At 72.7% G+C, this 24,431-nt stretch carries 23 protein-coding genes; 7 read left to right on the top strand and 16 right to left on the bottom strand.

Annotation, left to right across the window (positions count from 1 at the left end; genetic code table 11):
* Window positions 1-99 precede the first annotated feature (99 nt).
* Complete coding sequence (locus Actob_RS36815) at window positions 100-585, bottom strand: hypothetical protein (protein ID WP_284916575.1); 486 nt, start codon at window positions 583-585, stop codon at window positions 100-102.
* Window positions 586-648: 63 nt separating this feature from the next.
* On the opposite strand from Actob_RS36815, the gene msrB reads away from it, so the two are divergent.
* On the top strand, window positions 649-1,053 hold the full coding sequence (msrB, locus tag Actob_RS36820; RefSeq protein WP_284916576.1) for a peptide-methionine (R)-S-oxide reductase MsrB: 405 nt from the start codon (window positions 649-651) through the stop codon (window positions 1,051-1,053).
* Window positions 1,054-1,056: 3 nt separating this feature from the next.
* Here msrB and Actob_RS36825 read toward each other — a convergent pair whose 3' ends face one another.
* The 5 genes from Actob_RS36825 to Actob_RS36845 form a co-directional block, all read right to left on the bottom strand.
* Window positions 1,057-2,031 (bottom strand): glycosyltransferase family 2 protein, encoded by a 975-nt coding sequence (locus tag Actob_RS36825; protein WP_284916577.1) that lies wholly within the window; start codon window positions 2,029-2,031, stop codon window positions 1,057-1,059.
* A gap of 65 nt (window positions 2,032-2,096) precedes the next feature.
* The gene (locus Actob_RS36830) at window positions 2,097-2,588 is read right to left on the bottom strand and encodes a dihydrofolate reductase (RefSeq protein WP_284916579.1); all 492 of its coding nucleotides are present in this window, start codon (window positions 2,586-2,588) and stop codon (window positions 2,097-2,099) included.
* A complete protein-coding gene (locus Actob_RS36835) occupies window positions 2,585-3,382 on the bottom strand; it encodes a thymidylate synthase (protein ID WP_284916580.1) in 798 nt (265 codons plus the stop codon). The genes Actob_RS36830 and Actob_RS36835 overlap by 4 nt, the downstream gene beginning before the upstream one ends.
* A gap of 13 nt (window positions 3,383-3,395) precedes the next feature.
* Window positions 3,396-4,001 (bottom strand): NAD(P)H:quinone oxidoreductase, encoded by a 606-nt coding sequence (gene wrbA, locus Actob_RS36840; protein ID WP_284916581.1) that lies wholly within the window; start codon window positions 3,999-4,001, stop codon window positions 3,396-3,398.
* A gap of 36 nt (window positions 4,002-4,037) precedes the next feature.
* A complete protein-coding gene (locus Actob_RS36845) occupies window positions 4,038-4,292 on the bottom strand; it encodes an isoamylase early set domain-containing protein (protein ID WP_284916582.1) in 255 nt (84 codons plus the stop codon).
* Window positions 4,293-4,374: 82 nt separating this feature from the next.
* Here Actob_RS36845 and Actob_RS36850 point away from each other — a divergent pair, with 82 nt between their 5' ends.
* Entirely contained in the window at window positions 4,375-4,821 is a 447-nt protein-coding gene (locus tag Actob_RS36850) for a GNAT family N-acetyltransferase (protein WP_284916583.1), read from the top strand.
* 50 nt (window positions 4,822-4,871) lie between these two features.
* Here the strand turns inward: Actob_RS36850 and hemQ are convergent, their stop codons facing one another.
* The 3 genes from hemQ to hemE are packed head-to-tail and all read right to left on the bottom strand — an operon-like array spanning window position 4,872 to window position 8,055.
* Window positions 4,872-5,573 carry a hydrogen peroxide-dependent heme synthase gene (gene hemQ / locus Actob_RS36855; RefSeq protein WP_284916584.1) on the bottom strand — a complete coding sequence of 234 codons (702 nt, stop codon included), beginning with the start codon at window positions 5,571-5,573 and terminating at the stop codon, window positions 4,872-4,874.
* On the bottom strand, window positions 5,570-6,964 hold the full coding sequence (gene hemG / locus Actob_RS36860; RefSeq protein ID WP_284916585.1) for a protoporphyrinogen oxidase: 1,395 nt from the start codon (window positions 6,962-6,964) through the stop codon (window positions 5,570-5,572). Before hemG ends, hemQ begins: the two co-directional genes overlap by 4 nt.
* 56 nt (window positions 6,965-7,020) lie before the next feature.
* Window positions 7,021-8,055 (bottom strand): uroporphyrinogen decarboxylase, encoded by a 1,035-nt coding sequence (hemE, locus tag Actob_RS36865; RefSeq protein ID WP_328518402.1) that lies wholly within the window; start codon window positions 8,053-8,055, stop codon window positions 7,021-7,023.
* Between the two features lie 81 nt (window positions 8,056-8,136).
* On the opposite strand from hemE, the gene Actob_RS36870 reads away from it, so the two are divergent.
* Window positions 8,137-8,706 (top strand): DUF3000 domain-containing protein, encoded by a 570-nt coding sequence (locus tag Actob_RS36870; protein ID WP_284916586.1) that lies wholly within the window; start codon window positions 8,137-8,139, stop codon window positions 8,704-8,706.
* Window positions 8,707-9,429: 723 nt separating this feature from the next.
* Here Actob_RS36870 and Actob_RS36875 read toward each other — a convergent pair.
* The gene (locus Actob_RS36875) at window positions 9,430-10,554 is read right to left on the bottom strand and encodes a S1C family serine protease (protein WP_284916587.1); all 1,125 of its coding nucleotides are present in this window, start codon (window positions 10,552-10,554) and stop codon (window positions 9,430-9,432) included.
* 146 nt (window positions 10,555-10,700) lie between these two features.
* On the opposite strand from Actob_RS36875, the gene Actob_RS36880 reads away from it, so the two are divergent.
* The 4 genes from Actob_RS36880 (at window position 10,701) to Actob_RS36895 (ending at window position 16,343) form a co-directional block, all read left to right on the top strand.
* Window positions 10,701-11,993, top strand: a complete 1,293-nt coding sequence (locus Actob_RS36880) for a ribonuclease D (RefSeq protein ID WP_407653480.1) — start codon at window positions 10,701-10,703, stop codon at window positions 11,991-11,993.
* A gap of 118 nt (window positions 11,994-12,111) precedes the next feature.
* A complete protein-coding gene (locus Actob_RS36885) occupies window positions 12,112-13,308 on the top strand; it encodes a thiolase family protein (protein ID WP_284916589.1) in 1,197 nt (398 codons plus the stop codon).
* Window positions 13,305-15,368, top strand: coding sequence for a 3-hydroxyacyl-CoA dehydrogenase NAD-binding domain-containing protein (locus Actob_RS36890; RefSeq protein WP_284916590.1), 2,064 nt, complete (start codon window positions 13,305-13,307; stop codon window positions 15,366-15,368). Before Actob_RS36885 ends, Actob_RS36890 begins: the two co-directional genes overlap by 4 nt.
* Before the next feature lie 105 nt (window positions 15,369-15,473).
* Window positions 15,474-16,343, top strand: a complete 870-nt coding sequence (locus Actob_RS36895; RefSeq protein ID WP_284916591.1) for a hypothetical protein — start codon at window positions 15,474-15,476, stop codon at window positions 16,341-16,343.
* Here Actob_RS36895 and Actob_RS36900 read toward each other — a convergent pair.
* The 6 genes from Actob_RS36900 to dxs form a co-directional block, all read right to left on the bottom strand.
* A complete protein-coding gene (locus Actob_RS36900; protein ID WP_284922457.1) occupies window positions 16,340-17,515 on the bottom strand; it encodes a sensor histidine kinase in 1,176 nt (391 codons plus the stop codon). The genes Actob_RS36895 and Actob_RS36900 overlap by 4 nt on opposite strands.
* 41 nt (window positions 17,516-17,556) lie before the next feature.
* Window positions 17,557-18,219: a response regulator transcription factor gene (locus Actob_RS36905; RefSeq protein WP_284916592.1), complete on the bottom strand. Its 663-nt coding sequence runs from the start codon at window positions 18,217-18,219 to the stop codon at window positions 17,557-17,559.
* A 35-nt stretch (window positions 18,220-18,254) separates the two neighbouring features.
* On the bottom strand, window positions 18,255-19,541 hold the full coding sequence (locus Actob_RS36910; protein ID WP_284916593.1) for an outer membrane protein assembly factor BamB family protein: 1,287 nt from the start codon (window positions 19,539-19,541) through the stop codon (window positions 18,255-18,257).
* 70 nt (window positions 19,542-19,611) lie between these two features.
* Window positions 19,612-20,967, bottom strand: a complete 1,356-nt coding sequence (locus Actob_RS36915) for an outer membrane protein assembly factor BamB family protein (protein WP_284916596.1) — start codon at window positions 20,965-20,967, stop codon at window positions 19,612-19,614.
* Between the two features lie 25 nt (window positions 20,968-20,992).
* Entirely contained in the window at window positions 20,993-22,300 is a 1,308-nt protein-coding gene (locus tag Actob_RS36920) for an outer membrane protein assembly factor BamB family protein (RefSeq protein ID WP_284916597.1), read from the bottom strand.
* A gap of 102 nt (window positions 22,301-22,402) precedes the next feature.
* Window positions 22,403-24,328: a 1-deoxy-D-xylulose-5-phosphate synthase gene (gene dxs / locus Actob_RS36925; RefSeq protein WP_284916598.1), complete on the bottom strand. Its 1,926-nt coding sequence runs from the start codon at window positions 24,326-24,328 to the stop codon at window positions 22,403-22,405.
* Between the last annotated feature and the right edge of the window lie 103 nt (window positions 24,329-24,431).

Below are 24,431 nucleotides of genomic sequence, written 5' to 3' on the forward strand. Positions count from 1 at the left end.
AGGAGTATCCGTTCTGTTGCGATTGCGTACGGTTGCATGGTCGCACGGGAGCTTAGCGGGGATTGCCCGTTTTACCCGAAAAGCACGCCCGGCGCGTCATCAGCTCGGAAGTCCACCGAAACGGTGACTACGCCACAAATGCGACAAAGCGAACACCTTGAGCTCGAACTGCGGGTCGGCCGCGAACAGGCCCCCGCTGTACGGCGCGTGCAACTGCACACTGGCCCCCGAGTCCAGGTAGACCGAGACCACGTTGCGCCGCCCGCGCCGTTCGGCGCGCAGGTCCACCACCCGGTTCCAGGGCGCCTCGCCCTCGCCGAGCAGCGACGACGTCCGGATCCCCCGGGTGCCCACCTCGACCCCGGTACGCCGTCCCGACATGATCCCCAGCGCGACCCCGAGCAGCAGCGGCGCCAGCACCAGCACCGCCCACGACCAGCCGGGCGGCCCCACCGGCCCGGGCCAGAGCAGGGTCGCGATCACCCCCGTCGTGACACTCGCCACCGCGCTCAGCGCGCCGAGATAGAGGCCGTGGCCGAGCGCTTGCTGGAAGGTCGGCCGGAACGTCGGGGATGCAGCTTCCATAGACGGCTCAACGGCCCAGCCAGGCGCCGCGCCGCACCGTCGGTGCGACGTACTTTTATAGGCATGGCAACCGAAGAGACCACGCTGCCCACCACCGAGGACGAGTGGCGGATCCGGCTGAACCCGGAGGAGTTCCGGGTGCTCCGCGAGGCCGGCACCGAGGCGCCCTGGAGTGGTGAGTACGTGAACACCAAGACCGAGGGGATGTACCGGTGCCGCGGCTGTGGCGCGGAGCTCTACCCGAGTGACACGAAATTCGACTCGCACTGCGGCTGGCCGTCCTTCGACGACGCCATCCCGGGCGCGGTCAAGGAGATCGAGGACCGCAGCCACGGGATGGTGCGCGTGGAGATCCGGTGCGCCCGCTGCGACGGGCACCTCGGTCACGTGTTCCGGAGCGAGGGCTTCACCCCGAAGGACACCCGGCACTGCGTGAACAGCCTGTCGATCAGGCTGGACCCGAAATAGGGGTCAGGCCCGGCCCGAGGTGAAGGCGGGCGCCGGCAACTCCACGTCCCCGGCGCCGGTGTCGAAGGCCACCAGGAACTGTGGCCGGTTCTGCGTCGCGGCGTAGATCCGGCCCACGTACTCGCCGAGCATGCCGAGGCAGATCAGCTGGACCGCGCCGAGCAGCAGCATCGCGATGTAGAGCGAGGTCCAGCCGGGCACCACCACGCCGAACGCCCAGGCCGCCAGGCCGCTGACCACCAGGCCCAGGCACACCACGAAGGTGACCAGGCCGAGCCAGGTGGCGATCTTCAGCGGCGCGGCCGAGAAGCTGGTCACGCTGTCCAGGCTCAACTTGATCATCTTGGTGAGCGGGTACTTCGTCTCGCCGGCCACCCGCTCGGCCCGCACGTAGGTGACCTCGCCGGCCGGGAAGCCCAGCGACGGCACCACCAGGCGATAGACCGGGCGCTGCTCGGGCAGGTCGTTCAGGGTGTCCACGACCGGGCGGCTCATCAGCCGGAAATCGCCGGCCTGGCCGCTCACCCACGGGCCGACCAGCTTGCGCATCAGCCAGTAGTAGGCCCCCGCGGTCTGCCGTTTGAACACCGTGTCGGTGCTGCGGTCGCTGCGCACGCCGTAGACCACGTCCAGGTCCTCGGTGGTGGCCTTGGCCAGCATCTCCCCGATCACCTCGGGCGGATCCTGCAGGTCGGCGTCGATGCTGACCACGTAGTCGCCGGCGGCCGCCCGCAGGCCCGCCGCCAGCGCGGACTGGTGCCCGACGTTGCGCCGCAGCTTCACCACCCGCAGCTGTGGCCAGGTGGCCCGCAGTTCCAGCAGGCGCGGCACGGTGCCGTCCGAACTGCCGTCGTCGACGGCGACGACCTCGTAGGTGACTTTCAGTTCGTCCAGCACCGGCCGGAGCCGGGCTACGAAGTGGTCCACCGCCGCACGCTCGTTGTACATCGGCGTGACGACGGAAAGGGTGACCATCATCGTCCCCCATAAGAACGATAAGCGCGAATGTGTCGGCAAACGACGCTAGTCACCGCTGGTAAAACTCACGTGTCCTGGCGCTGTGCCCCCGGGGAACAAAGGAGATCCTGGACCTCGTACCGGACACCGTTCGGCGCGGTCAGCCAGCCGGTCGAGGCGCTGACCGTCCACTCGGGACCCAGTTCCGGGGCGTAGACGTCACCGGTCACGTCCAGGTCGATCACCGTGCGTACGATATGGCCGGCCCGCGGCAGGAAGGCGGCGTAGACCGCGGCACCGCCCATCACCCAGAATTCACTTTCTCCGATCCGGTCAGGGTCGTGGACGACCTCGGCGCCGTCGGCCCGCCACGACGGGTCCCGGGTGAGCACCAGGTTGCGCCGGCCGGGCAGCGGGCGGCGGGGCAGCGAGTCCCAGGTGGCCCGGCCCATCACCAGGGTGGCGCCCATCGTCCGGTCCTTGAAGATCTGCTGCTCACCGGGCACCCGCCAGGGGATGTCACCACCGGCGCCGATCACCCGGCCGTGCGCCTCCGCCCAGATCATGTGCACCGTCATACCGCCACCGGAGCTTTGATCGCCGGGTGGTGCCGGTAGTCGACGACGGTGAAGTCCTCGTACGCGTAGTCGAACAGGCTGGGCCTCGGGGCGATCTCCAGCGACGGGAACGGGTAGGCCTCCCGGGAGAGCTGCTCGCGCACCTGGTCGACGTGGTTGTCATAGATGTGGCAGTCGCCGCCGACCCAGATGAAGTCGCCGGGGATCAGCCCGACCTGGTCGGCGATCATCCGGGTGAGCAGGGCGTAGGAGGCGATGTTGAACGGCACGCCGAGGAAGAGGTCGGCGCTGCGCTGGTAGAGCTGGCAGGAGAGCCTGCCGTCGGCGACGTAGAACTGGAACATCGCGTGGCACGGCATGAGAGCCATGTCCTGGAGATCGCCGACGTTCCAGGCCGAGACGATCATGCGCCGCGAGTCCGGATTCTTCCGGAGGGTGTCCAGAACCTCGGAGATCTGGTCGATGTCGCCGTTCTTCCCGGGCCAGGACCGCCACTGGAAGCCGTAGACCGGGCCCAGCTCCCCGTCCGCCCCGGCCCACTCGTCCCAGATCGTCACACCCTGCTCCCGCAGCCACCGCACGTTCGTCTCGCCGCGCAGGAACCAGAGCAGCTCCACGGCGATCGACTTGAAGTGCACCCGCTTCGTGGTGATCAGCGGGAACCCCTGGGACAGGTCGTAGCGCAGGCGCTCACCGAAGAGGCTGCGGGTGCCGGTCCCGGTCCGGTCGCTCTTCGGGGTACCGGTCTCCAGCACCCGCCGGAGCAGTTCTTCGTATTGGGTGTCAACGGCCATGCGCAGAAACTTACTAGGCGCGCAGCTTGCCGCCGATGGTGACGACGCGGCGCGCCAGGTGATCCAGGGCGGCGTACTGCACGTCGGTCAGCGGCGCGTCGTTCGAGCCGCCGGTGACGTGCGAGACGCCGTACGGGTTGCCGTCCGCGAACTTCAGCGGATCGGTGTACCCGGGCGCCACCACCACCCCGCCGAAGTGGTAGATCGTGTGGTACAGGGCGAGCAGCGTCGACTCCTGGCCGCCGTGCTCGGTCATCGAGGCGGTGAACCCGGCGTACGCCTTGTTGGCCAGCAGCCCCTGCGCCCACTGCGGGCCCAGCGTGTCGAGGAACTGCTTGAGCTGGCTGGCCACGTTGCCGTACCGGGTCGGGGTGCCGAACAGCACCGCGTCCGCCCAGACCACGTCGTCGGCGGTGGCCCGCGGCTCGTCCTTGGTGGTGTCGAAGTGCTGGCTCCACGCCGCGTTCGAGGCGATCGCCTCGGGCGGGGCCAGCTCGGCGACCTGCCGCAGCCGCACCTCGGCGCCGGCCTTCTCGGCAGCCTCCCCCAACCGCTGCGCCATCGCGTGCAGCGTGCCGGTGGCTGAGTAGTAGATGATGGCGAGCTTGACGTCTGTCACGATCAGGCAATCCCCCGGGGCGGCCCGGCGAAACGCTTATAGGCGCAGTTCACTGCCTTCCGGATCGTCGAACCAGACACCGCCGGTGGCCAGGTAGCGGAACTGGTAGTGCCCGGGTTCCAGGGGCACGCTGACCGTCCGGGTGCCGTTCCGGCGCACCTGCATCTCGTGTCTGCCGGGCTGCCAGTCGTTGAAGGTGCCCACCACACTGACCACCCCGGACGGCTCGTCCGCCGGGAGGGAGAAGGTCACCCGGGTCTTGCTGCCGAACAACTTGCTGCGCTTGATCATGGCGTCCTCCACAGGCCGTAGCCTCATGACTACAACGGCGGCACCGGCGGCGCGGTGACGACGCGCCGCATACGCTGTGCCGATGCACCCGCTACCGCACGACGAGTTCCGCGTGGCCTCGTTCCGCGACCTGCCCAGCACCACGCTGTACGACATCCTGCGTCTGCGCAGCGAGGTGTTCGTGGTCGAGCAGGAATGCGCCTACCTCGACCTGGACGGCCGCGACACCGAGCCCGGTACCCGACACCTATGGTTCTCCCATGATCGGGAGATTCGGGCCTATCTGCGGATTCTCGATGACCACGGGACGGAACGCATCGGCCGGGTGGTGACCGCCAGGAGCGCCCGCGGGGCCGGTCTGGCCGGGCGGCTCATGGAGCACGCGCTGGAGATCGTCGGCCATCGGCCCGCGGTGCTGGACGCCCAGTCGTACCTGGTGAGCTTCTACCGCAAGTACGGTTTCGAGCCGGCCGGGCCGGAGTACGTGGAGGACGGCATCCCCCACGTACCCATGGCGCGGGAGATCTAGCCCGTGTTTCGGAGTCCGACCGGGGCTGCGGCCGGACTCCGAAACACGGCCTAGGGAAGCGCGGCGACGATCTCGGCGACCGAGCGGCGCCGGCCGGTGTAGAACGGCACCTCCTCGCGCACGTGCCGGCGCGCCCGCGAGGCCCGCAGGTCCCGCATCAGGTCGACGATCCGGTGCAGCTCGTCGGCCTCGAAAGCGAGCATCCACTCGTAGTCCCCGAGAGCGAACGACGCCACCGTGTTGGCCCGCACGTCCGGGTACCCCCGCGCCTGCCGGCCGTGCTCGGCGAGCATGTCGCGGCGCTCCTCGTCGGGCAGCAGGTACCACTCGTAGGAGCGGACGAACGGGTAGACGCAGAGGTACGGCCGCGCCTCCTCACCGGCCAGGAACGCCGGCAGGTGGCTCTTGTTGAACTCGGCCGGCCGGTGCAGCGCCATCTGCGACCAGACCGGGGTCAGGTGCCGGCCCAGCGCGGTCCGCCGGAACAGCGCGTACGCCTCCTGCAGCGCGTCCGAGTCGCTGGAGTGCCACCAGACCAGCAGGTCCGCGTCGGCCCGCAGCCCGGACACGTCGTAGGTGCCGCGGATCGTCACGTCTTTCGCCGCCAGCTGCTCGAACAGCGCGTCGACCTCACCGGCCAGCTCGTCCCGCAGGGCCGGCAGCGGGCTGGACGCCCGGAACACCGACCACATCGTGTAGCGGATGGTGGCGTTCAGCTCGTTGATCCGGGCCGCGTTGGTCTGCTCGCTCATGCACTTGCCTCCAGGTAATCACTCACATCGTCCGCCGCCCGCTCGCCGCTGGCCACACACACCGGGATCCCGACGCCGTCCAGGGCGGCACCGGCCAGCGCGATCCCCGGGGGCAGCGCGGCCCGGGCCGCCGCCACCCGATCCGGGTGGCCCGGCGCGTACTGCGGGAGGCCGCCACCCCAGCGCTGAATCCAGGCCGCGGCGGGCGGCGGCAGAGGCCCGCCGGCCAGCTCGCCCAGCTCCCGGTGGGCGATCTCCACCAGCACCTGGTCACTGAGCTGCAGGCGGTCCTCCTCACCGGCCCGGCCGAGCGAGGCCCGGACGATCACCGGACCGTCCGGGGTGGCCAGGTGCGGCCATTTCCTGGTGAAGAAGGTGGCCGCCTTGACCAGGGTGCCCTCGCCCGGCGGCACCAGGAAACCGGACAGCTCGGGCAGCGGGGTGCCCGGCGGCAGCGCCATCCCGACCAGGGCGACACTGGCGTAGTCCAGCTCGCCGACGGCCCGCGCGGCGTCCGGCGCCGCCCCGGCCAGCAGGCGGGCCGCCGGTTTCGCCGGCACGGCCAGGACCACCGCGTCCACGTCGTCGGTCTGCGGCTCCGGTGCGGGGCCGAGCACGAGATGCCACCGGTCCCCGGCACGCACGATCTCGCGCACCGGCAGCCCCAGGCTGATCCGCGCCCGGGCCGCCATCGCCGCCGCGCCGACCAGCCGGCTCATCCCGCCCGCCACGGCCGCGAAGACCGGCTGGCCGGGCGTCCGCTTGCTCAGCGCCTGGGCGGCCCGGACCGCCCCGCGCAGGGTGTGCTCGGTCTCCGCGGTGCGGGCCAGCTGCGGCATCGTGGCGCGCAACGAGAGCCGGTCGGCCCGGCCCGCGTAGACCCCGCCGAGCATCGGGTCGACCAGCCGGTCCACCACCTCGGCGCCGTACCGCGCGCGGACCAGCTCACCGACCGCGACGTCCTGGCCGGGGGCGAGCAGCGGCCGGCCGGTGTCCCGGTCGGCGCCGGTCGCCGGGAGGGCCACGCCGTCCAGCGCGGACAGGTCGCCGGGCACGCCGACCAGGGTGCCGGCCGGGATCCGGGACAGCGTGCCGCCGATCGCCAGCGCGGCCGGCTGGGCGGCCGGGTGCACCAGGGCGTCGCCGAGGCCGACGCGACGGGCGAAGGTCACCGCCGCGGAGTCGCCGCCGTCGGGCGAGGAGCTCAGGAAGGACTCGGCGCCGCGCTCGACGGACACGCCGGCCAGCTCGCCGGTGCGCAGTTTGCCGCCCAGGGCGCCACCCTGCTCGTACACGATGATCTCGGTGTCCGGCGGGCAGACGTCCCGCAGGCGCACGGCGGCTGCCAGGCCGGCGATGCCGCCGCCGATGACCGCGATCCGCTTTCGCACGCTCCCACCCTCCCAGGCCGCGCCCCCGCCCGCTCAGCGGGGTCCGCGGGTGTGAGCTACCGAGCCGACGCCTCGTGGACCAGCGCCACCAGCCGGGTGAGGATCTCCGGGTCCGTCTCCGGCAGCACGCCGTGCCCGAGGTTGAACACGTGGCCCGGCGCCGACCGGCCCTGCGCGAGCACCCGCCGGGCCTCCCGCTCCACCACGTCCCACCCGGCGAACAGGATCGCCGGGTCCAGGTTGCCCTGCACCGCCCGGTCCGGGCCGATCCGCTTGGTGGCCACGTCCAGCGGGGTCCGCCAGTCGACGCCGACCACGTCCGCGCCGGCCTCGCCCATCGCCTCGAGCAGCACCGCGGTGCCCACCCCGAAGTGGATCCGCGGCACGCCAGCGTCCCGCAGGCCGCGCAGCACCCGCGCCGAGTGCGGCATCACGAACGAGCGGTAGTCCGCCTCGGAGAGCGCGCCGGCCCACGAGTCGAACAGCTGCACCGCGCTGACCCCGGCGTCGATCTGCGTGCGCAGGAAGGTGAGGGTGATCTCGGCGAGCCGGTCGAGCAGCGCGTTCCACAGCTCGGGCCGGTCGTACATCATCGCCTTGGTCTTCAGGTAGGTCCGCGACGGGCCACCCTCGATCAGGTAGCTGGCCAGCGTGAACGGCGCGCCGGCGAAGCCGATCAGCGGGGTCCGACCCAGCTCGGCGACCAGCAGCCGGACCGACTCGGCGACGAAGTCCACGTCGTCGGCGGTGATCGGCCGCAGCCGGTCCAGGTCGGCGGGCTCACGCACCGGGGCGGCGACGACCGGACCGGTGCCGGCCACGATGTCCAGGTCGATGCCGGCCGCGGCGATCGGCACCACGATGTCGCTGAACAGGATGGCGGCGTCGACGCCGTGCCGGCGGACCGGCTGCAGGGTGATCTCGGTGACCAGATCGGGCCGGCGGCACGACTCCAGCATGCCGATCCCCTCCCGGATCTTGCGGTACTCGGGCAGCGAGCGCCCGGCCTGCCGCATGAACCAGACCGGCGTGTGCGGACCGGGCAGGCCGCGACACGCACGAACGAACGGGGAATCCTCGAGAACGGTCACCGGGCCATGGTGCCACGTGACTGCTGACGCCCGGCGGCGCGGCGACGGCTGCCCGGGCGTAGATCGGCATACTCTTCCCCCATGGCGTCCCCCTCCGCTGTTCCCGAGCCGTTCACCCGCGCGGTGGCCGGGTTGCGCGCGGACTCGCCCCGGCCGGAGATCCTGCTCGAGGAGATCGCCGCGCCGCAGAAGCTCGCGCCCTACTCGTTCGCGCTCAGCGCCACCGTGCTGCGCTCCGGCGACGAGGTGGCCAGCGGCCGCCTCATCCTGCTGCACGACCCGGACGGCCACGACGCCTGGCGCGGCGACCTGCGCCTGGTGACACTGGTCACCGCCGAGCTGGAGCCGGACCTGGCCACCGACCCGCTGCTGCCCGCCGTCGCCTGGACCTGGCTCACCGACGCCCTCGACCAGCACGCGGCCGCCTACACCGCGATCGGCGGCACGGTCACCCAGACCGCCTCCACCCGCTTCGGCGAGTTGTCCGGCCCGGCGCCCACCGCCGACCTGGAGGTCCGCGCCTCCTGGACGCCGACCTCCGACGACTTCGCCGCCCACCTGTACGGCTGGTGCGCCATGCTGGCCTCGACGGCCGGCCTCCCGCCGCCGGGCGTCTCGTCCCTCGACCGCCACCGCGCCTCGGCCTCCTGAGCCGCACCTCGGCCTCCTGAGCCGCGCCTCACTCGCCTCCTGAGCCGACCTCCCGGGCCGCGCCTCACCCGCCTCCTGCGCCGCCGCCCCTCTGGACCACCTGCGCCGCCAGGCACACCGACCTCCCGAGCCGCCACCTCCAGCGGCCTCCCGGCACGCCTTTCCGCGCGCCCGAACCGCATCAAAACCACCCTCGCTGCCGCGATGCCGCCCGCTCGTCTCCGGATCCTTTTCCGGTACGACTCGGAGTCCCGTGCGAATCGGCTCGCGATGTAGCGGCCCACTCCGGACCGCGGCGCGTGTCGTGCGGGTCCGCTCGGTGCACGCGACGACCCGGCGCACTCACGACCACGACGCGTCGTGCGGGTCCGCTTGGCGCGCGCGACGCTCCGGCGCACTCACGACCACGACGCGTCGTGCGGGTCCGCTCGGCGCACGCGACGACCCGGCGCACTCACGACCGCGACGCGTCGTGCGGGTTCGCTTGGCGCGCGCGATGACCCGGCGCACTCACGACCGCGGCGCGGGTTCCGGCACCGGCTGGTTCCTGCGGTGGTGTCAGGCGTGCGGAGAGGGTCCTGAGGACCAGCCGGTGAGGCACGGCGGACCCGCACGACACGCGCCGCGGTCCGCCAGGGGCCGCGGCCTCGCGAGCCGACTGCCACGGTGCTACGAGTCGTACCGGAAAATGATGCAACCCATCCCCGAGACTGCCGGAAGTGATCAGCAGATCTTGAAGGTGGCGCACGCGGTGGCGATCGGGATGGCCAGGCCGATGCCTTCGGCGTCGCGGGCCTTGGCGGTGGCCAGGCCGACCACCTGCTTGCTGGTGTTGACCACCGGGCCGCCGGAGTTGCCGGGGTTGATCGGGGCGTCGAACTGGATGGTCGGACCGTCCGCGTCGTCCTCCCGGAAGGCGCTGATCACGCCGGTGGTGACGGTGTCGTCGAGGCCGAGCGGCGCGCCGACGACGACCACCTGCTGACCGGGTTTGACCTGTCCACCGGCCACCCCGAGCGGCTTGATCTCCTGCTTGGCGCGGAGCAGGGCCAGGTCCTTGCCCTCGCTCACCTTGACGATGGTGGCGTTGATCCGGGTGGAGCCGCGTTCCAGGGTGACCCCGCGGTCGCCGGCCTTCCAGACCGATTCGACGACGTGGAAGTTGGTGAACAGGTTCGCGGTGCCGTCGGCCGCCTTGGTGCCGACCGAGAACGCGGTGCCGGTGAAGTCGCCGGCCCGCACCCGGAAGACGCTGGGCAGGGCCGCCGCCGAGATGCCCTCCGGATCGAAGACGTTGGTGAGCGCCTTCTCCAGGTCGGCGCTGTGGTTCTGCGCGGTGGAGACGGCGGAGGCCAGGTCGTTACTGCTTTTGATCACCGACTCGATCCGGTAGGCCTGCCATCCGGTGACGCCGAGCAGCACCGCCACCAGGGCGATGACCAGCGGTTTCACCCTGCCCCTGGACCGTGCCGGGCGCGGATCCGCGAAGGCGGGGGCGGCCGACGCGGGCTGCTCGTAACCAGGCTGCTGATAGGCGGGCTGCGCATAGGCGGGCTGCTCATGGGCCGGCTGCTCGTAACGCGGCTGGTCGTAACCGGGCTGCTCGTAACGGGGCTGGTCGGGCTGGGGCTGGTGCGGGACGCGCGGCTCGGCGAAGCTCGTCTCGGTCCAGACCGGGCCCGGCTCCCAGGACCGCTGTTGCTGGCCGGCCCACGGGTCCTCCGGCCGGCGGTATCCGTCGCCGTACCGGTCCTCCGCGTACCGATCCTCCGGGTACCGATCGGCGTAGCGGCTCCGGCGCGGCTCGGGTGAACCGGCGGGCGTGAAGGGCTCGTAGGTGGCGGTCATGCGGCACGGCCTCCCGGGTGGCTTCGGCGTGGCACCCGGGTATACGGAGCAAACCGCGCAATGGTTGAACGCGGAAGTCGATCGAGAATCGGCGCGCCGGGACCCGGCTGCGCGCGGCAGGGGGGCGACCCCCGTACGGTTACGGAGTGACCGACGAAACACCCCTGCGCCGTCGGGACACGCCAGAGCCAGCAGGGGACGGACCGCACGCAGTGCCGCCCGACCCGAGTTCTGGCGGTTCCGAGGCTGTTCCCCTGACGGCGCCCCGCGATGGCACCCCGGCTCCGGTGGAGAGCGCTGCCGACCTGGCCGAGATCGTCGCCCGGATGGCGGCGGGCACCGGGCCGGTGGCCGTGGACGCCGAGCGCGCCTCCGGCTACCGCTACACGCAGCGGGCCTACCTGGTGCAACTGCGCCGGGCCGGGGCCGGCACCGTGCTGATCGACCCGCTGCCGCTGGACGACCTGCGCACCCTGGACGCGGCGCTGGCCGACACCGAGTGGGTGCTGCACGCCGCCAGCCAGGACCTGCCCTGCCTGGCCGAGCTCGGGATGAAACCGCGCCGGCTGTTCGACACCGAGCTGGCCGCCCGGCTGGCCGGTTTCGAGCGGGTCGGCCTGGCCGCGCTCACCGAGCAGCTGCTCGGCTTCTCGCTGGAGAAACACCACTCGGCGGCGGACTGGTCGACCCGGCCGCTGCCGGAGTCCTGGCTGACCTACGCGGCCCTGGACGTCGAGCTGCTCACCGACCTGCGGGACATCCTCGCCGCCGAGCTGGACCGGCAGGGCAAGGCCGGCTGGGCGGCCGAGGAGTTCGCCTCCCTGGTGGCCAGCGCGGACCGGCCACCGCGGGTGCGTCCCGACCCGTGGCGCCGCACCTCGGGCATCCACCGGGTGCGTGGCGCGCGGGCCCAGTCCCGGGTCCGCGCCCTCTGGTACGCCCGGGACGGCGTGGCCGCCCGCCGCGACTCGGCGCCCGGCCGGGTGCTGCCCGACTCGGCGATAGTGGCAGCTGCCGAGGCCGACCCGAAGGACGAGCGGACCCTGCTCGGCATCCCCGGGTTCGGCGGCCGTTCGGTGCGCCGGCTCGCCAAGATCTGGCTGGACGCGCTGGACCAGGCCCGGTCGCTGCCGGACGACGCGCTGCCGGTGAACCAGCCGGTGGAGGGCCCGCCCCCGCCGCACCGCTGGGCCGAGCGGGACCCGGTGGCCGCGGCCCGGCTGGCCCGCTGCCGGCAGGTCGTGGTGGGCACCGCGGAGACGCATCGGCTGCCCCCGGAGAACCTGATCAGCCCGGACTTCATCCGCCGGCTGGCCTGGTCGCCGCCGGACGAGATCAGCGCGCAGACGGTGAGCGACACGCTGCGCGGCTTCGGCGCGCGCAACTGGCAGGTCGGCCTGATCGCCGGCCAGCTGGCGGCGGTGCTGCCGGCGGAATAGCTCAAGGCGGGGCGGCCAGGGCCGATGTGTGAAGTTCCCGGTGGCCCTGGCACCCGCTAGTTACTGGCGAGTAGCATGGCCGACACATTTGGGTTCACGCCCGCATTGGAGGCTTGCTGTGCCCCGTGAAGTACGCGAGGTCGTCTTCGTCGACGGCGTCCGCACCCCGTTCGGCAAGGCGGGCGGCATGTACGCCGAGACCCGCGCCGACGACCTGGTGATCCGCTGCATCCGAGAGCTGATCAAGCGGAATCCCCAGCTCCCGACGGACCGGGTGGACGAGGTCGCGATCGCGGCCACCACTCAGACCGGCGACCAGGGCCTGACCATCGGCCGGACCGCGGCCCTGCTGGCCGGCCTGCCCAAGACGGTGCCGGGTTACGCCATCGACCGGATGTGCGCCGGCGCGATGACCGCGGTGACCAACGTCGCCGGCGGCATCGCGATGGGTGCGTACGACATCGCCGTGGCCGGCGGCGTCGAGCACATGGGCCGGCACCCGATGGGTGAGGGCGCCGACCCGAACCCGCGGATCCTGACCGAGAAGCTGGTCGACCCGTCCGCCCTGGTGATGGGCGCGACGGCGGAGAACCTGCACGACCGGCTCCCGCACATCACCAAGGAGCGGACCGACGCGTTCGCGCTGAACTCGCAGATCAAGGTCGCCAAGGCGTACGCCAACGGCAAGCTGCAGCCGGACCTGGTCCCGGTCGCCATCCGCAGCGCCGAGCTGGGCTGGGGCCTGGCCACCGTGGACGAGGCGCCGCGCGAGACCTCGATGGAGAAGCTCGCCACGCTGAAGACCCCGTTCCGCCCGCACGGCCGGATCACCGCGGGCAACGCGGCCGGCCTCAACGACGGCGCCACCGCGGCGATCCTCGCCGACGAGGCGACCGCCCGTGAGCTGGGCCTGCCGGTCGCCATGCGGCTGGTGTCGTTCGCCTACGCCGGCGTCGAGCCGGAGATCATGGGTTACGGCCCCATCCCGTCGACCGAGAAGGCCCTGAAGAAGGCCGGCCTCACCATCGACGACATCGGCCTGTTCGAGCTGAACGAGGCGTTCGCCGTGCAGGTGCTGGCCCTGCTGGACCACTACGGCATCGCCGACGACGACCCGCGGGTCAACCCGTGGGGCGGCGCGATCGCCGTCGGTCACCCGCTCGCCTCCTCCGGCGTGCGCCTGATGACCCAGCTGGCCCGGCACTTCGAGGAGCACCCCGAGGTCCGGTACGGCATGAACGCGATGTGCATCGGTATCGGCATGGGTGGCACCGTGATCTGGGAGAACCCGAACTGGGAAGGCTTCACGAAGTGATCGAGAACCCGAACGAGGTAGTGACCAAGGCGCTCGTGCGCTCCGTCCGGGTACCCGGGCTGGACAAGCCGGTCGCGCTGATCACCCTGGACAACGGCTTCGACCACAAGAAGCCGAACAGCTTCGGCCCGGCCGGCCTGAAGTCGCTGGACGACGCGATCACCGCGGCCACCGCGGCGGACCCGGCGTTCATCGCGATCACCGGCAAGCCGTACATCTTCTGCGTCGGCGCGGACATCACCGGCATGCCGCTGCTCAGCTCGCGCGAGCAGGCGGTCGAGCTGGGCGAGCTGGGTCACCGGGTCTTCGCGCGGCTCAAGGACAGCACCATCCCGACCTTCGCGTTCGTGAACGGCGCGGCGCTCGGCGGCGGCCTCGAGGTCGCCCTGCACTGCCACTACCGCACCGTCTCCTCCGGTGCCGCCGCGCTCGGCCTGCCCGAGGTCGCGATCGGCCTGATCCCCGGCTGGGGCGGCTCGCAGCTGCTGCCGAACCTCATCGGCATCGCCGGCGCGGCCCAGGTCATCCTGCAGAACCCGCTGACCCAGAAGGTGCTGCGCCCCAAGCAGGCCAAGGAGATGGGCGTCGCCGACGCGCTCTTCGAGGCCGCCGACTTCCTCGAGGACTCGCTGGCCTGGGCGGCCGGCGTCGTCAAGGGCGAGGTCACCGTCGAGCGCCCGGAGATCGACCGGGACATGTGGGACGGCGTGCTCTGGTTCGCCAAGAACCAGCTCGACGAGAAGCTGCACGGCGCGGTCCCGTCCGCCAACAAGGCGCTGGAGCTGCTGGCCCTGGCCAAGGAGGCGTCCTTCGCCGACGGCACCGCGGCCGAGACCGAGGCCCTCGCCGACCTGATCATGGGGGACGAGGCGCGCGCCAGCCTGTACGCGTTCGACCTGGTCCAGCGGCGCGCCAAGCGCCCGGTCGGGGTGCCGGACAAGTCGCTGGCCCGCAAGGTCACCAAGGTCGGCATCGTCGGCGCCGGTCTGATGGCGTCCCAGCTGGCCCTGCTCTTCCTGCGCCGCCTGCAGGTCCCGGTGGTGCTCACCGACCTGGACCAGGAGCGCGTCGACAAGGGTGTGGCGTACGTCACCGGCGAGATCGACAAGCTGGTCGGCAAGCGCCGCCTGGACGAGGGCACCGCGGCCAAGCTGCGCGGCCTGATCAGCGGCTCGGTCGACAAGTCGGTCTTCGCCGACGCCGACTTCGTGATCGAGGCGGTCTTCGAGAACCTCGAGCTCAAGAAGAAGATCTGGGCCGAGTTCGAGACGATCGTCAAGCCGGAGGCGATCCTCGCCACCAACACCAGCTCGCTGTCGATCACCGAGATGGCCGCCGACCTGGCGCACCCCGAGCGGGTCGTCGGCTTCCACTTCTTCAACCCGGTCGCCGTCCTCCCGCTGCTGGAGATCATCAAGGGCGAGAAGACCGACGACGCGACGCTGGCCACCGCGTTCGCCGTCGGCAAGGAGCTGAAGAAGTCCTCGGTGCTGGTCAAGGACGCCCCCGCGTTCGTGGTCAACCGGGTGCTGACCCGGTTCACCAGCGAGGTCTTCAAGGCCGTCGACGCCGGCACCCCGCTGGACGTGGTGAACGAGGCGTTCGACCCGATGGGCCTGCCGATGCGGCCGATCGCGCTGCTCCAGCTGGTCGGCCCGGCGGTCGCGTACCACGTGGGCGAGACCCTGCACCGCGCCTTCCCGGACCGGTACGTGGACAGCCCGAACCTCAAGCGCATCGTCGAGGCCGGCCTGCCGCTGCTGGTCGACGACGAGATCAACACCGAGGTCGTGAAGGTCCTCGAGGTCGGCGACACCGTGCTCACCGGTGACGAGGTGCGGGCCCGGGCCCTCGCCGCGCTGGCCGAGGAGATCCGGATCATGCTCGACGAGGGTGTGGTCGCCGAGGCGCAGGACATCGACCTGTGCATGATCCTCGGCGCCGGGTACCCGTTCCACCTGGGCGGGATCACGCCGTACCTGGACCGCAGCGGCATCGCGGAGCAGGTCACCGGCAAGCGGTTCCTGCCGTCCGGCCTGGCGAACGTGCGCCGCGCCTGACATCGGTTCCACCGACGCCCCCGCCCGGATGCCGGGCGGGGGCGTCTTCTTGTCAGACCGCACGGATAAGCTGCGCCGCACTACAACTGATCGTGGAGCCCGTCGATGTCGCAGGACCCTTACTCCGGCCAGCCCTTCCCCGGCGTGCCGAACCCGGACGTTCCGGGCTCGGTGCCGCCCGCCTACGGCGCGCCGCCGCCCGGTTACGGCCCGGCCCCGGAGCAGCCACCCACCCAGCCCTTCACGCCGGGTTACGCCCAGCCCGGCTACTCACCGCCCGGCTACGCTCAGCCCCAGTTCGGCCAGCCCGGATACGGCCCGCCCGGCTTCCCGCCGCCGGCGCCGAAGAAGTCCCGGGTCCTGCCGATCGTGCTGCTCTCCATCGCGATCGTGCTGGTGCTCTGCGTCGGCGGCATCGTGGCGATCGCCGTGCTGGCCGACAAGGAGGACACCGACGCCCGGTCACCGAAACCCGGGGTGTCGGCGACCACCGGCCGGGACACCGCACCGGCCGCGGACATCACCGTGGTCGAGCCGAAAACCCTCGGTGGCCGGCCGAAACTGACCACCGCCGAGTTCGCCGACATCACCAAGACGATGGAGGACGGCCTGCTCACCGGTTACCCGGGGGCCACCACCTCGTTCGGCGCGTTCTACGGCACCCCGGCCAAGAAGAACATGGTGATGGCGATCGGCGTGGCCGCCCCGATCCCCAACCCGGAGCTGGAGCTCAGCAAGAACATCACCAGCATGAGCCTGACCGGCATCTCGGTGGACGACATCGTCGCGGTGGACACCGGCTCCTACGGCGGCGCGGCCAAGTGCGGCAGCGGCAAGACCTCCGGCGTCGACCTCGCCGTCTGCATCTGGAGCGACAAGGGCAGCGTCGGCATGCTGGTGTGGTACTACACCTCGGTCACCAAGGCGAAAGCCGAGCTGCCCAAGCTCCGCGCCCAGATCGAGCAGGTGGGCTAACGCCCGATCCGGGGCACGCTGGCGGTCGCCGCCACCACCGGTGTGGTGTCGGCGGCCGGCAGCGAGACGGTGACCTCCAGGCCGCCGTCGGCCAGCGCGATCGCCGAGACCGTGCCGCCGTGCGCGTCGCAGACCGCCCGCACGATGGAGAGCCCGAGGCCGGAGCCGCGCGACCCGGTGCGTTCCCAGCCACCCCTGCGGAACGGCTCGAACAGGCCCGGCACCTCGGACTGCTCGACCTCGTGGCCGGTGTTGCCGACGATCAGCCGGGCCTGCCCGTCCACCGACGCGGTGCGCAGCCAGAGCCGCCCGAGCAGGTGGTTGTACCGGATCGCGTTCTCGATCAGGTTGCCGGCCAGCCGGTCCAGCAGGCTCGGGTCGCCGACCACCGGCGCCGCGCCCAGGTCGGTGGTCACCTCCAGCTTCATCCGCTCGGCCTCGGTCTTCACCGCCGACAGCGCGTTGTAGACGCTGGTGGCCAGGTCGGCGGGCACCTTGCGGACCAGCCGCCGGCCGGACTGCGCCTCCGAGCGGGCCAGCACCAGCAGCGCGTCGACCAGCCCGTTCGCCCGGGTCGAGGCGTCCCGGACCACCCGGGCCATCCGGCGGTACTCGGCGACGTCGGCGTCCGGGTCGCTGAGCGTCACGTCGATCTCGGTGCGCATCACCGCGAGCGGGGTGCGCAGCTCGTGCGAGGCGTTCGCGACGAACCGCTTCTGCGACTCGAACGCACCGGCCAGCCGGTCCAGCATCGCGTCGAACGTGCGGGCCAGTTCGGCCACCTCGTCGTCCGCCCCGGCGTACCGGATCCGCTGGTCCAGGGTCTCCTCGCCGAGCCGCTGGGCGGTCTGGGTGACGGTGTGCAGCGGGCGCAGCGCCCGCCGGGTCACCAGGTATCCCCCGGCGGTCCCGATGATGCCGATCGCCACCAGCGCGCTCAGGCCTTTCACCAGCAGCTCGTCCGAGGCCTGGTCGACCATCTCGGCCTGCCAGCCGCGCGCCTCCTCGACCCGGCCGTCGTTCAGCGTCACCGTCGAACCGGCCAGCAGCTCGTCGGCCGGGTGCAGCGACTCGTCGACCAGCAGCCAGGCCAGCACGACGAGCACCGCGCCGGCCGCGACCAGCAGGATCCCGTTCAGCAGGGTGAGCCGCAGCCGCAGCGTGGGCCGCATCAGCCGGCGCAGCAGTGCCGGGTGCTGCCCCTGATAGATCGTCACCCGGACACGACCCGGTAGCCGGCCCCGACCACGGTGTCGATCAGCGGCGGATCGCCGAGCTTCTTCCGCAGGGTCATCACCGTCACCCGCACCGTGGTGGTGAACGGGTCGGTGTTCGCGTCCCAGACCCGCTCCAGCAGCTCCTCGCTGGACACCACGGCGCCACTCGCCTTGAGCAGCACCTCCAGCACACCGAACTCCTTGTTCGTCAGGTCGACCGGCAGGCCGCCCCGGGTCACCGCGCGGCGCGCCGGGTCGAGCACCAGGTTGCCCACGCTGAACACCGGCGGGGCGGGCGGGGTGGCCCGCCGGCCCAGCGCCTGCACCCGGGCCACCAGCTCGTCGAAGGCGAACGGCTTGGGCAGGTAGTCGTCGGCGCCGAGCTGCAGACCCTCGACCCGCTCGGCCACCGAGCCGCTGGCGGTCAGCATCAGCACCCGGGTCAGCGCGCCGGACTCGACGAGCGCCGCGCAGATCTCGTCGCCGTGCATGCCGGGCAGGTCCCGGTCCAGCACCACCACGTCGTACCGGGTCACGTAGGCCATCTCGTGGCCCTGCAGGCCGTCGTACGCCACGTCCACCGCCATGCCGTGGCGCCGCAGCCCGCGCGCGATCGCGTCGGCCATCGTCCGTTCGTCCTCCACCACCAACACGCGCACCGCAGTTCCTCCGTCAAGCCGTCGGTAGGTGCAGGCTAGCTCAGCCGCCACACCCCGACGGTGGCGTCGATCCGGCGGCAGACCAGCGCACCGGTCGCGAACGCGCAGTCCCCGGTGACCCGGTCGGCCACGCCGAGCAGGCTGACCCGGCGGCGGGCGGGATCGAGCACGCCGTACCAGACCCGATCCTCGCCCGGCACGCTGCGGATCACGTAGGCCCCGGCTCCCACCGTCCGCCACAGCCCCGCCGAGCCCAGCACGTCGCCGGTCTCCGCCCGCACCACCAGCAGCTCCGGTTCGGCCACGTCCGGCCGGCCGACCAGCAGATAGTCGCCGGTCCGGGCGGCGTACTCCCAGCGGTCCGAGGACCAGCGCTCCCGGCCGGTCCGCGGGTCGATCACCAGGATCCCGCGCTGCGGCAGGTACGCGCAGATCAGGTCCCCGCAGGCGGCCGGGCCGCGGTACCAGCTCAGGTTGAGCCCGCTGTGCCAGATCGGGGCCAGCCCGGCGGCCGCGTCGTACCCGGTGGTGCCGGACGCCCCGGCGCTGATCAGCACCAGCTCGCCGGCCGGCCAGAGGCTGGTGTTCATCCCGTCCCGCCGCTGCGGCACCAGGGTCCGCGCGGTCCGCTGCCCGGTCCGGGTCCGGTACGTCGCCAGCTGCCCGCCGGTCGTCAGCGCGTACAACCGCTCCGGGAAGGCGCCGCCGGTGTCCCCGACCGCCACGTCGTCCCCGGCCGGCTGGTGCAGCGTCCAGCGCGGCCGGCCGGTCGCCAGGTCGAGCCCGTGCCAGTCGGCGTCCCGGAAGGTCGCGCTCTCCTCCCGGACCAGGGCCAGCCCGGCCGCCGGGTCGACGCCGAAGATCTGCGCGGGACGTTCCCAGAGCGGCTCGCGCACCCCGGCGCGCAGCGCGACGGTGGTGAACGTGGCGGTCCGCTCGTCCTGGTAGTTCACCAGCAGCCGGTCGTCCCCGGCGGTCAGCACCGACCGGACCTCACCGTGCACCCGGACGGTGTTGCTGGCCAGCAGCGTGGCCGAGGGCAGCGCGTAGGTCCGGACCGTCTGCTCCCGGACCGGGGCGCCCACCGGCAGCCCGGCACTGACCACGTAGAGCCGGTCGCCGGCCACCTCCATCAGGTAGCCCAGCCCGGCCGGGACGATCACCGGCGGCATCTGCGGCCGGGCGGAGGCGGCCCCGCCCAGCACCACCGTCAGCACCCCGGTGAGCAACGCGAGCAGGACCCGGCCACGGGCCGGCGGCGGCGGGTCGGGCACCCGGTCGCCGGTCCGCGCATCGCCCAGGTCGATCAGGACATCGCGCACGCCGCGCCCCCTCGTGGGACACCCTCAGTGTGCGCGCCCGCCGGACCGGACCGGTAGGTCCCCGCGCGGATCAGACGCGGAAGGCCCAGATCCGCAGGCCGGCCGCCGACCGGCAGGCCAGCAGGCGCCCGTCCGAGTCGCAGTCGCCGAGCCCGGTGCCGGCCACCCCGAGCCGGCGGATCTCGGCGTGCCCCGGCACCACCGCGGCGAACGCCTGCCCGCCCCGGCCCTCCGTGCGGCGCAGCAGCAGCGGCTGGTCGGCGGCCCCGGTCACCTGCCCGGTCCAGCCGCTCAGGTCGACCCGGGTCGCCCCGGTCCGCGGATCGCTCAGCCGCACCGGCTCGCCGGAGGCCGCGTCGGTCTCCAGCACGTACCCGGCGCGGACGGCGAGGTCGACGTCCTCCTGGACCTGCCACCGGGCCCGGCCGGTGCCCGGGTCGAGCACCCGCAGGTCGCCGTGCCCGCCGTCGCAGAGCACGCCCTGGCAGTCGGCCGGGTCGGCGAGCAGCTCGGCGTCCCGCGTGGTGCGGCTCCAGAGCTGCCGCAGGGTGCGCGCCTGGAAGGCCACCTGCCGGCTGGGCTCCCGGTAGCTGACCAGGGCGACGTCGCCGAGCAGCGACGAACTGGCCGGGCCGTGCCCGCCGAGCTGCGGCACCGCGGTCTCCCGCAGCACCGCGCCGCTGACCCCGGCCACCAGGGTGAGCGACCGGGACGAGGTGATCAGCACGGCCGGCTCGTCGCCGGCCAGCACGTCGACGGTCACCGAGCCGCCCGGCGTGGCGGTCCACAGCGTCCGCCCGCCGGCCAGGTCCAGCCCGCGGACCTCGGTGCGCAGCGGCGGCTCGGTGTGCGGCTCGCCGGTCGCCGAGAAGTAGAGCGGTCCCGGGTCGCCGGACTCCTGGTCGTACTCGGTGCCGGGGCGGAACACCCGGTCCACCGTGACGCCGGCGCCGCTGCCCGCCAGCACGCTCACCGCGATCGGCGACGACCAGCGGATCCGCCCGGTGGCCGCGTCCACGGCGGTGGTGGCCACCCCGGCGGTCAGCAGCACCACCTCGCCGGCCGGCCGGATCGTCACCGAGCCGGCCGGGATCACCCCCGGGTCGTCGCCGACCGGCACCCGGGTGGTCCACAGCCGGGCCGGCGGGCGGTCCGGGCTCCAGGCGCTCACCGTGGGCAGCGTCCCGGTGGTGTCGACGGTGTAGAGGCGACCGTCGGCCAGCTCGATCGGCCCGTCCGGGACGGCCGCGGCGGGCACCGCGCCGAGGTAGCGCCAGACGATCCCGGCGGCCGGGGCCGCGCCGCCCAGCACGGCGAGCAGAACCAGGGTGAGCAGCAGGCCGGTCCGGCGATAGGCGGCGAGCGGCGGGCGCGAGGTGGGCAGCGGGTCGAGCGGGGCGTCGCGGTCCAGCTCGATCAGCGTCAAGGCCACACCCTTTCCGGTACGGCGGTCAGCTCCCGCCGGCCGCCTCGTCGTACGCCCACACCACCAGGTCACCCGAGACGGAACGGCAGACCAGCCGGCTCGGGGCTGCCTCGCACCCGGTGACGCCGGTGGGCAGCTCGCCGATCGGGCGGAGCCGGCCGACGTCCGGGTCGGCGACCGCGACCATGGTACGCGCGCCGCCGTGCACCTCCCGGGCGACCAGCAGCCGGCCGGCGCCGGTCAGCCCGGCGAGCGGCCGCCAGCCGGTCACGTCGGCGAGGGTCCGGCCGGTCGCCGGGTCGACCAGGGCGGCCGGCTTGCTCGTGTCGGTGCCGTCCGGATACGTCAGCAGGGCCTCGCCGCGCCCCTCGACACCCTGCCATCCGCGGTGCGTCCACCGGTCGTCGCCGGTGGCCGGGTCGACGGCGCGGACGCCCTCGGCGCCCAGGAAGCAGGCGAGCGGACCGCAGGCGTGCACCTCGAGGGTGCCGTCGGCCGGCTCGGTCCAGAGCGGACGGAGGGTGACCGGGTCGAACGCCGAGACCTCCATCCCGTCGGTGCCGGGATGCCGGAGGATCAGCACGTCACCGGCCACCACCGGGTTGTCCGGCGCGTAGGTCGCCGCCGGCAGCACCCGGGTGGCCAGCGGCTGACCGGTGGCCAGGTCGTACAGGGCGGCGGTGCGGTCGTCGCGGATCAGCAGCATCCGGGCGCCGGTGTCGGCCGGGCCGGGCACGCCGGTCACCACCGCTGTGGACGGCACCCGGACCTGCCAGCGGGCCATCCCGGTGACCGGGTCGAGCACGTCGACCATCCCCTGCACCCGGCGGCCGGTGCCGGAGAGGCTGCGCACCCCGTTCACCGCGAGCAGCGCGTCACTGCCGGCGAAGGTGATCACACTGCGCCCGTTGCGCCATTCCCGGGCGCCGGTGGCCAGCGAGAACGCCGTGGTGCCCGGCTCGACGGGCCCGGTGCTCCACGGCCGCATCAGCACCAGCCCGCCGGAGGTGCGCAGCCGGAACACCGGGATCGACTCGCCGGCCCGCCAGCGCGCCGCCCCGCTCCCCAGGTCGTACGCGGTGAGCAGGCCGTACGACTGGACGAGCAGCCCGCCGCCGGTGATCAGGTACGGGTCGGCCGGACCCATCGGCACCCGCAACAGCTCGGTGAACGGCGGTCTCGGCGGGGCGGCCGAGGCCGCCGAGCCGGCCAGCAGCAGGATCACCAGCGCGACGGGGGCGAACCAGGCCGGGACGGTGGAACGCCGCGGTCGCTCGTAGGACTCCGGGACTCCCCGGTCGAGGCCGAGGTCGATGACCGTCTCCGCACCCATCCGTCAAAGATAACGGTTGGATAACGGAGACGCTCGTCAATCCTCGTCGGCGCACCCGGGTGCGACAGCTGCCGCCGCCGCGGTGTTCCCGGCGCGCTCCGGTCAGAGCACCGGCTCCCGCACCGCGTCACCGGCGTCCAGCCGGGACACCCACTCGGTCACCTCGCGGGCGATGTCCTGCGCGGTCAGCCCGAGCGACGCCAGGATCTCGGCCCGGGTGCCGTGCGGGTGGAATCCGGCCGGCACACCGAAGTCACGCAGCGGCGTGGTCAGCCCGGCGTCACGCAGCGCGGCGGCCACCGCGTCACCCACCCCGCCGGCCCGGATGCCGTCCTCCAGGGTCACCACCAGGCGGTGGGCGGCGGCCAGCCCGGTCAGCTCGGCAGGCACCGGGCGCACCCAGCGCGGGTCGGCGACCGTCACGCCGTACCCCTGCTCGGCGAGCCGCTCGGCGGCGTCCAGTCCGAGGCCGGCGAACGAGCCGACAGCGACCAGCAGGATGTCCTTCTTGGCGTCCTCGCGCAGCACGTCGACCTGGCCGACCCGGCGCAGCGCCGGGGTGTCCGGGGCGACCGAGCCGGTCGGGAAGCGGACGATGGTCGGGCCGTCGTCGACAGCGACCGCCTCACGCAGCTCCTCGCGCAGGGTGGCGGCGTCGCGCGGGGCGGCGATCCGCAGGCCGGGGACCACGCCGAAGACGCTCATGTCCCAGATGCCGTAGTGGCTCGGGCCGTCCGGCCCGGTGATGCCGGCCCGGTCCAGCACGAAGGTGACCGGCAGCCGGTGCATCGCCACGTCCAGCAGGACCTGGTCGAAGGCCCGGTTCAGGAACGTGGCGTAGACCGCGACCACCGGGTGCAGGCCACCCATCGCCAGGCCGGCGGCGCTGGTCGCGGCGTGCTGCTCGGCGATGCCGACGTCATAGGTCCGCTCCGGGTACTTCTTCGCCAGAGCGGCGATGCCGGTCGGCTCGGCCATGGCGGCCGTGATGCCGACCACGTCGGGCCGCTCGTCGGCGATCGCGACGAGCTCCTCGGCGAACACCTTGGTCCACTTCAGCGTCGGCGCGGCCAGCAGCTTGCCGGTCTCCACGTCGAAGGCGCTGCCCGGGCCGTGCAGGCAGTCCGCCTCGTCCTGCTCGGCGGGGCGGTAGCCGTAGCCCTTGCGGGTCACCGCGTGCACGATGACCGGGGCGTTGAAGCCCTTGGCTCGGCGCAGCGCCGACTCCATCGCCTGCTGGTCGTGCCCGTCCACCGGGCCGATGTACTTCAGGCCCAGGTCCTCGAACATCGGCTGCGGGCTGATCGCGTCCTTGATCCCGCGCTTGACGGCGTGCAGCACCTCGAAGACCGGCTTGCCGACCACCGGGGTCTGCCCGAGCGCGTCCTTGACCAGGTCGAGCACCTTCTCGTAGCCCGGGTTGAGCCGCAGGGTGGAGAGGTGGTCGGCCAGGCCGCCGATCGTCGGCGCGTACGACCGGCCGTTGTCGTTGACCACGATGACCAGCTTGTTCTTCGTGGCCGCGATGTTGTTGAGCGCCTCCCAGCACATGCCACCGGTGAGCGCGCCGTCGCCGACCACCGCCACCACGTGCCGGTCCTCGCCGCGCAGCGCGAACGCCTTGGCCAGGCCGTCGGCATAGGACAGCGCGGTGGAGGCGTGCGAGTTCTCGATCAGGTCGTGCTCGCTCTCCGCCTGGCTCGGGTAGCCGGTGAGGCCACCCCGCTGGCGGAGCAGGTCGAAGCCGTCCTGCCGGCCGGTCAGGATCTTGTGCACGTACGCCTGATGGCCGGTGTCGAAGAGGATCTTGTCGCGTGGGGAGTCGAAGACGCGGTGCATCGCGAGGGTCATCTCGACCACACCGAGGTTCGGACCGAGGTGACCACCGGTCCGCGACACCTTGGCCACCAGGAAGTCACGGATCTCGGCCGCGAGCAGGGTCAGCTGCTCCGCGGTCAGTCGCTTGAGGGCACCGGGGTCGGTGACGCTCGCCAGCAGGCCGGCCGGGGTCGAGGGGGAGTCGCTCATAGGCCGGAAGTCTATCGGGACACCGCGCGGAGGCGACCTGGAGCGAACGGACAGCCTGGATTCCTCCACAGCTCCTGCACATTCCGCCCTTCCGGTGAAGTCG

Origin of the sequence: Actinoplanes oblitus, from assembly GCF_030252345.1 — a bacterium.
GTDB classification, from domain to species: Bacteria; Actinomycetota; Actinomycetes; order Mycobacteriales; family Micromonosporaceae; genus Actinoplanes; species Actinoplanes oblitus.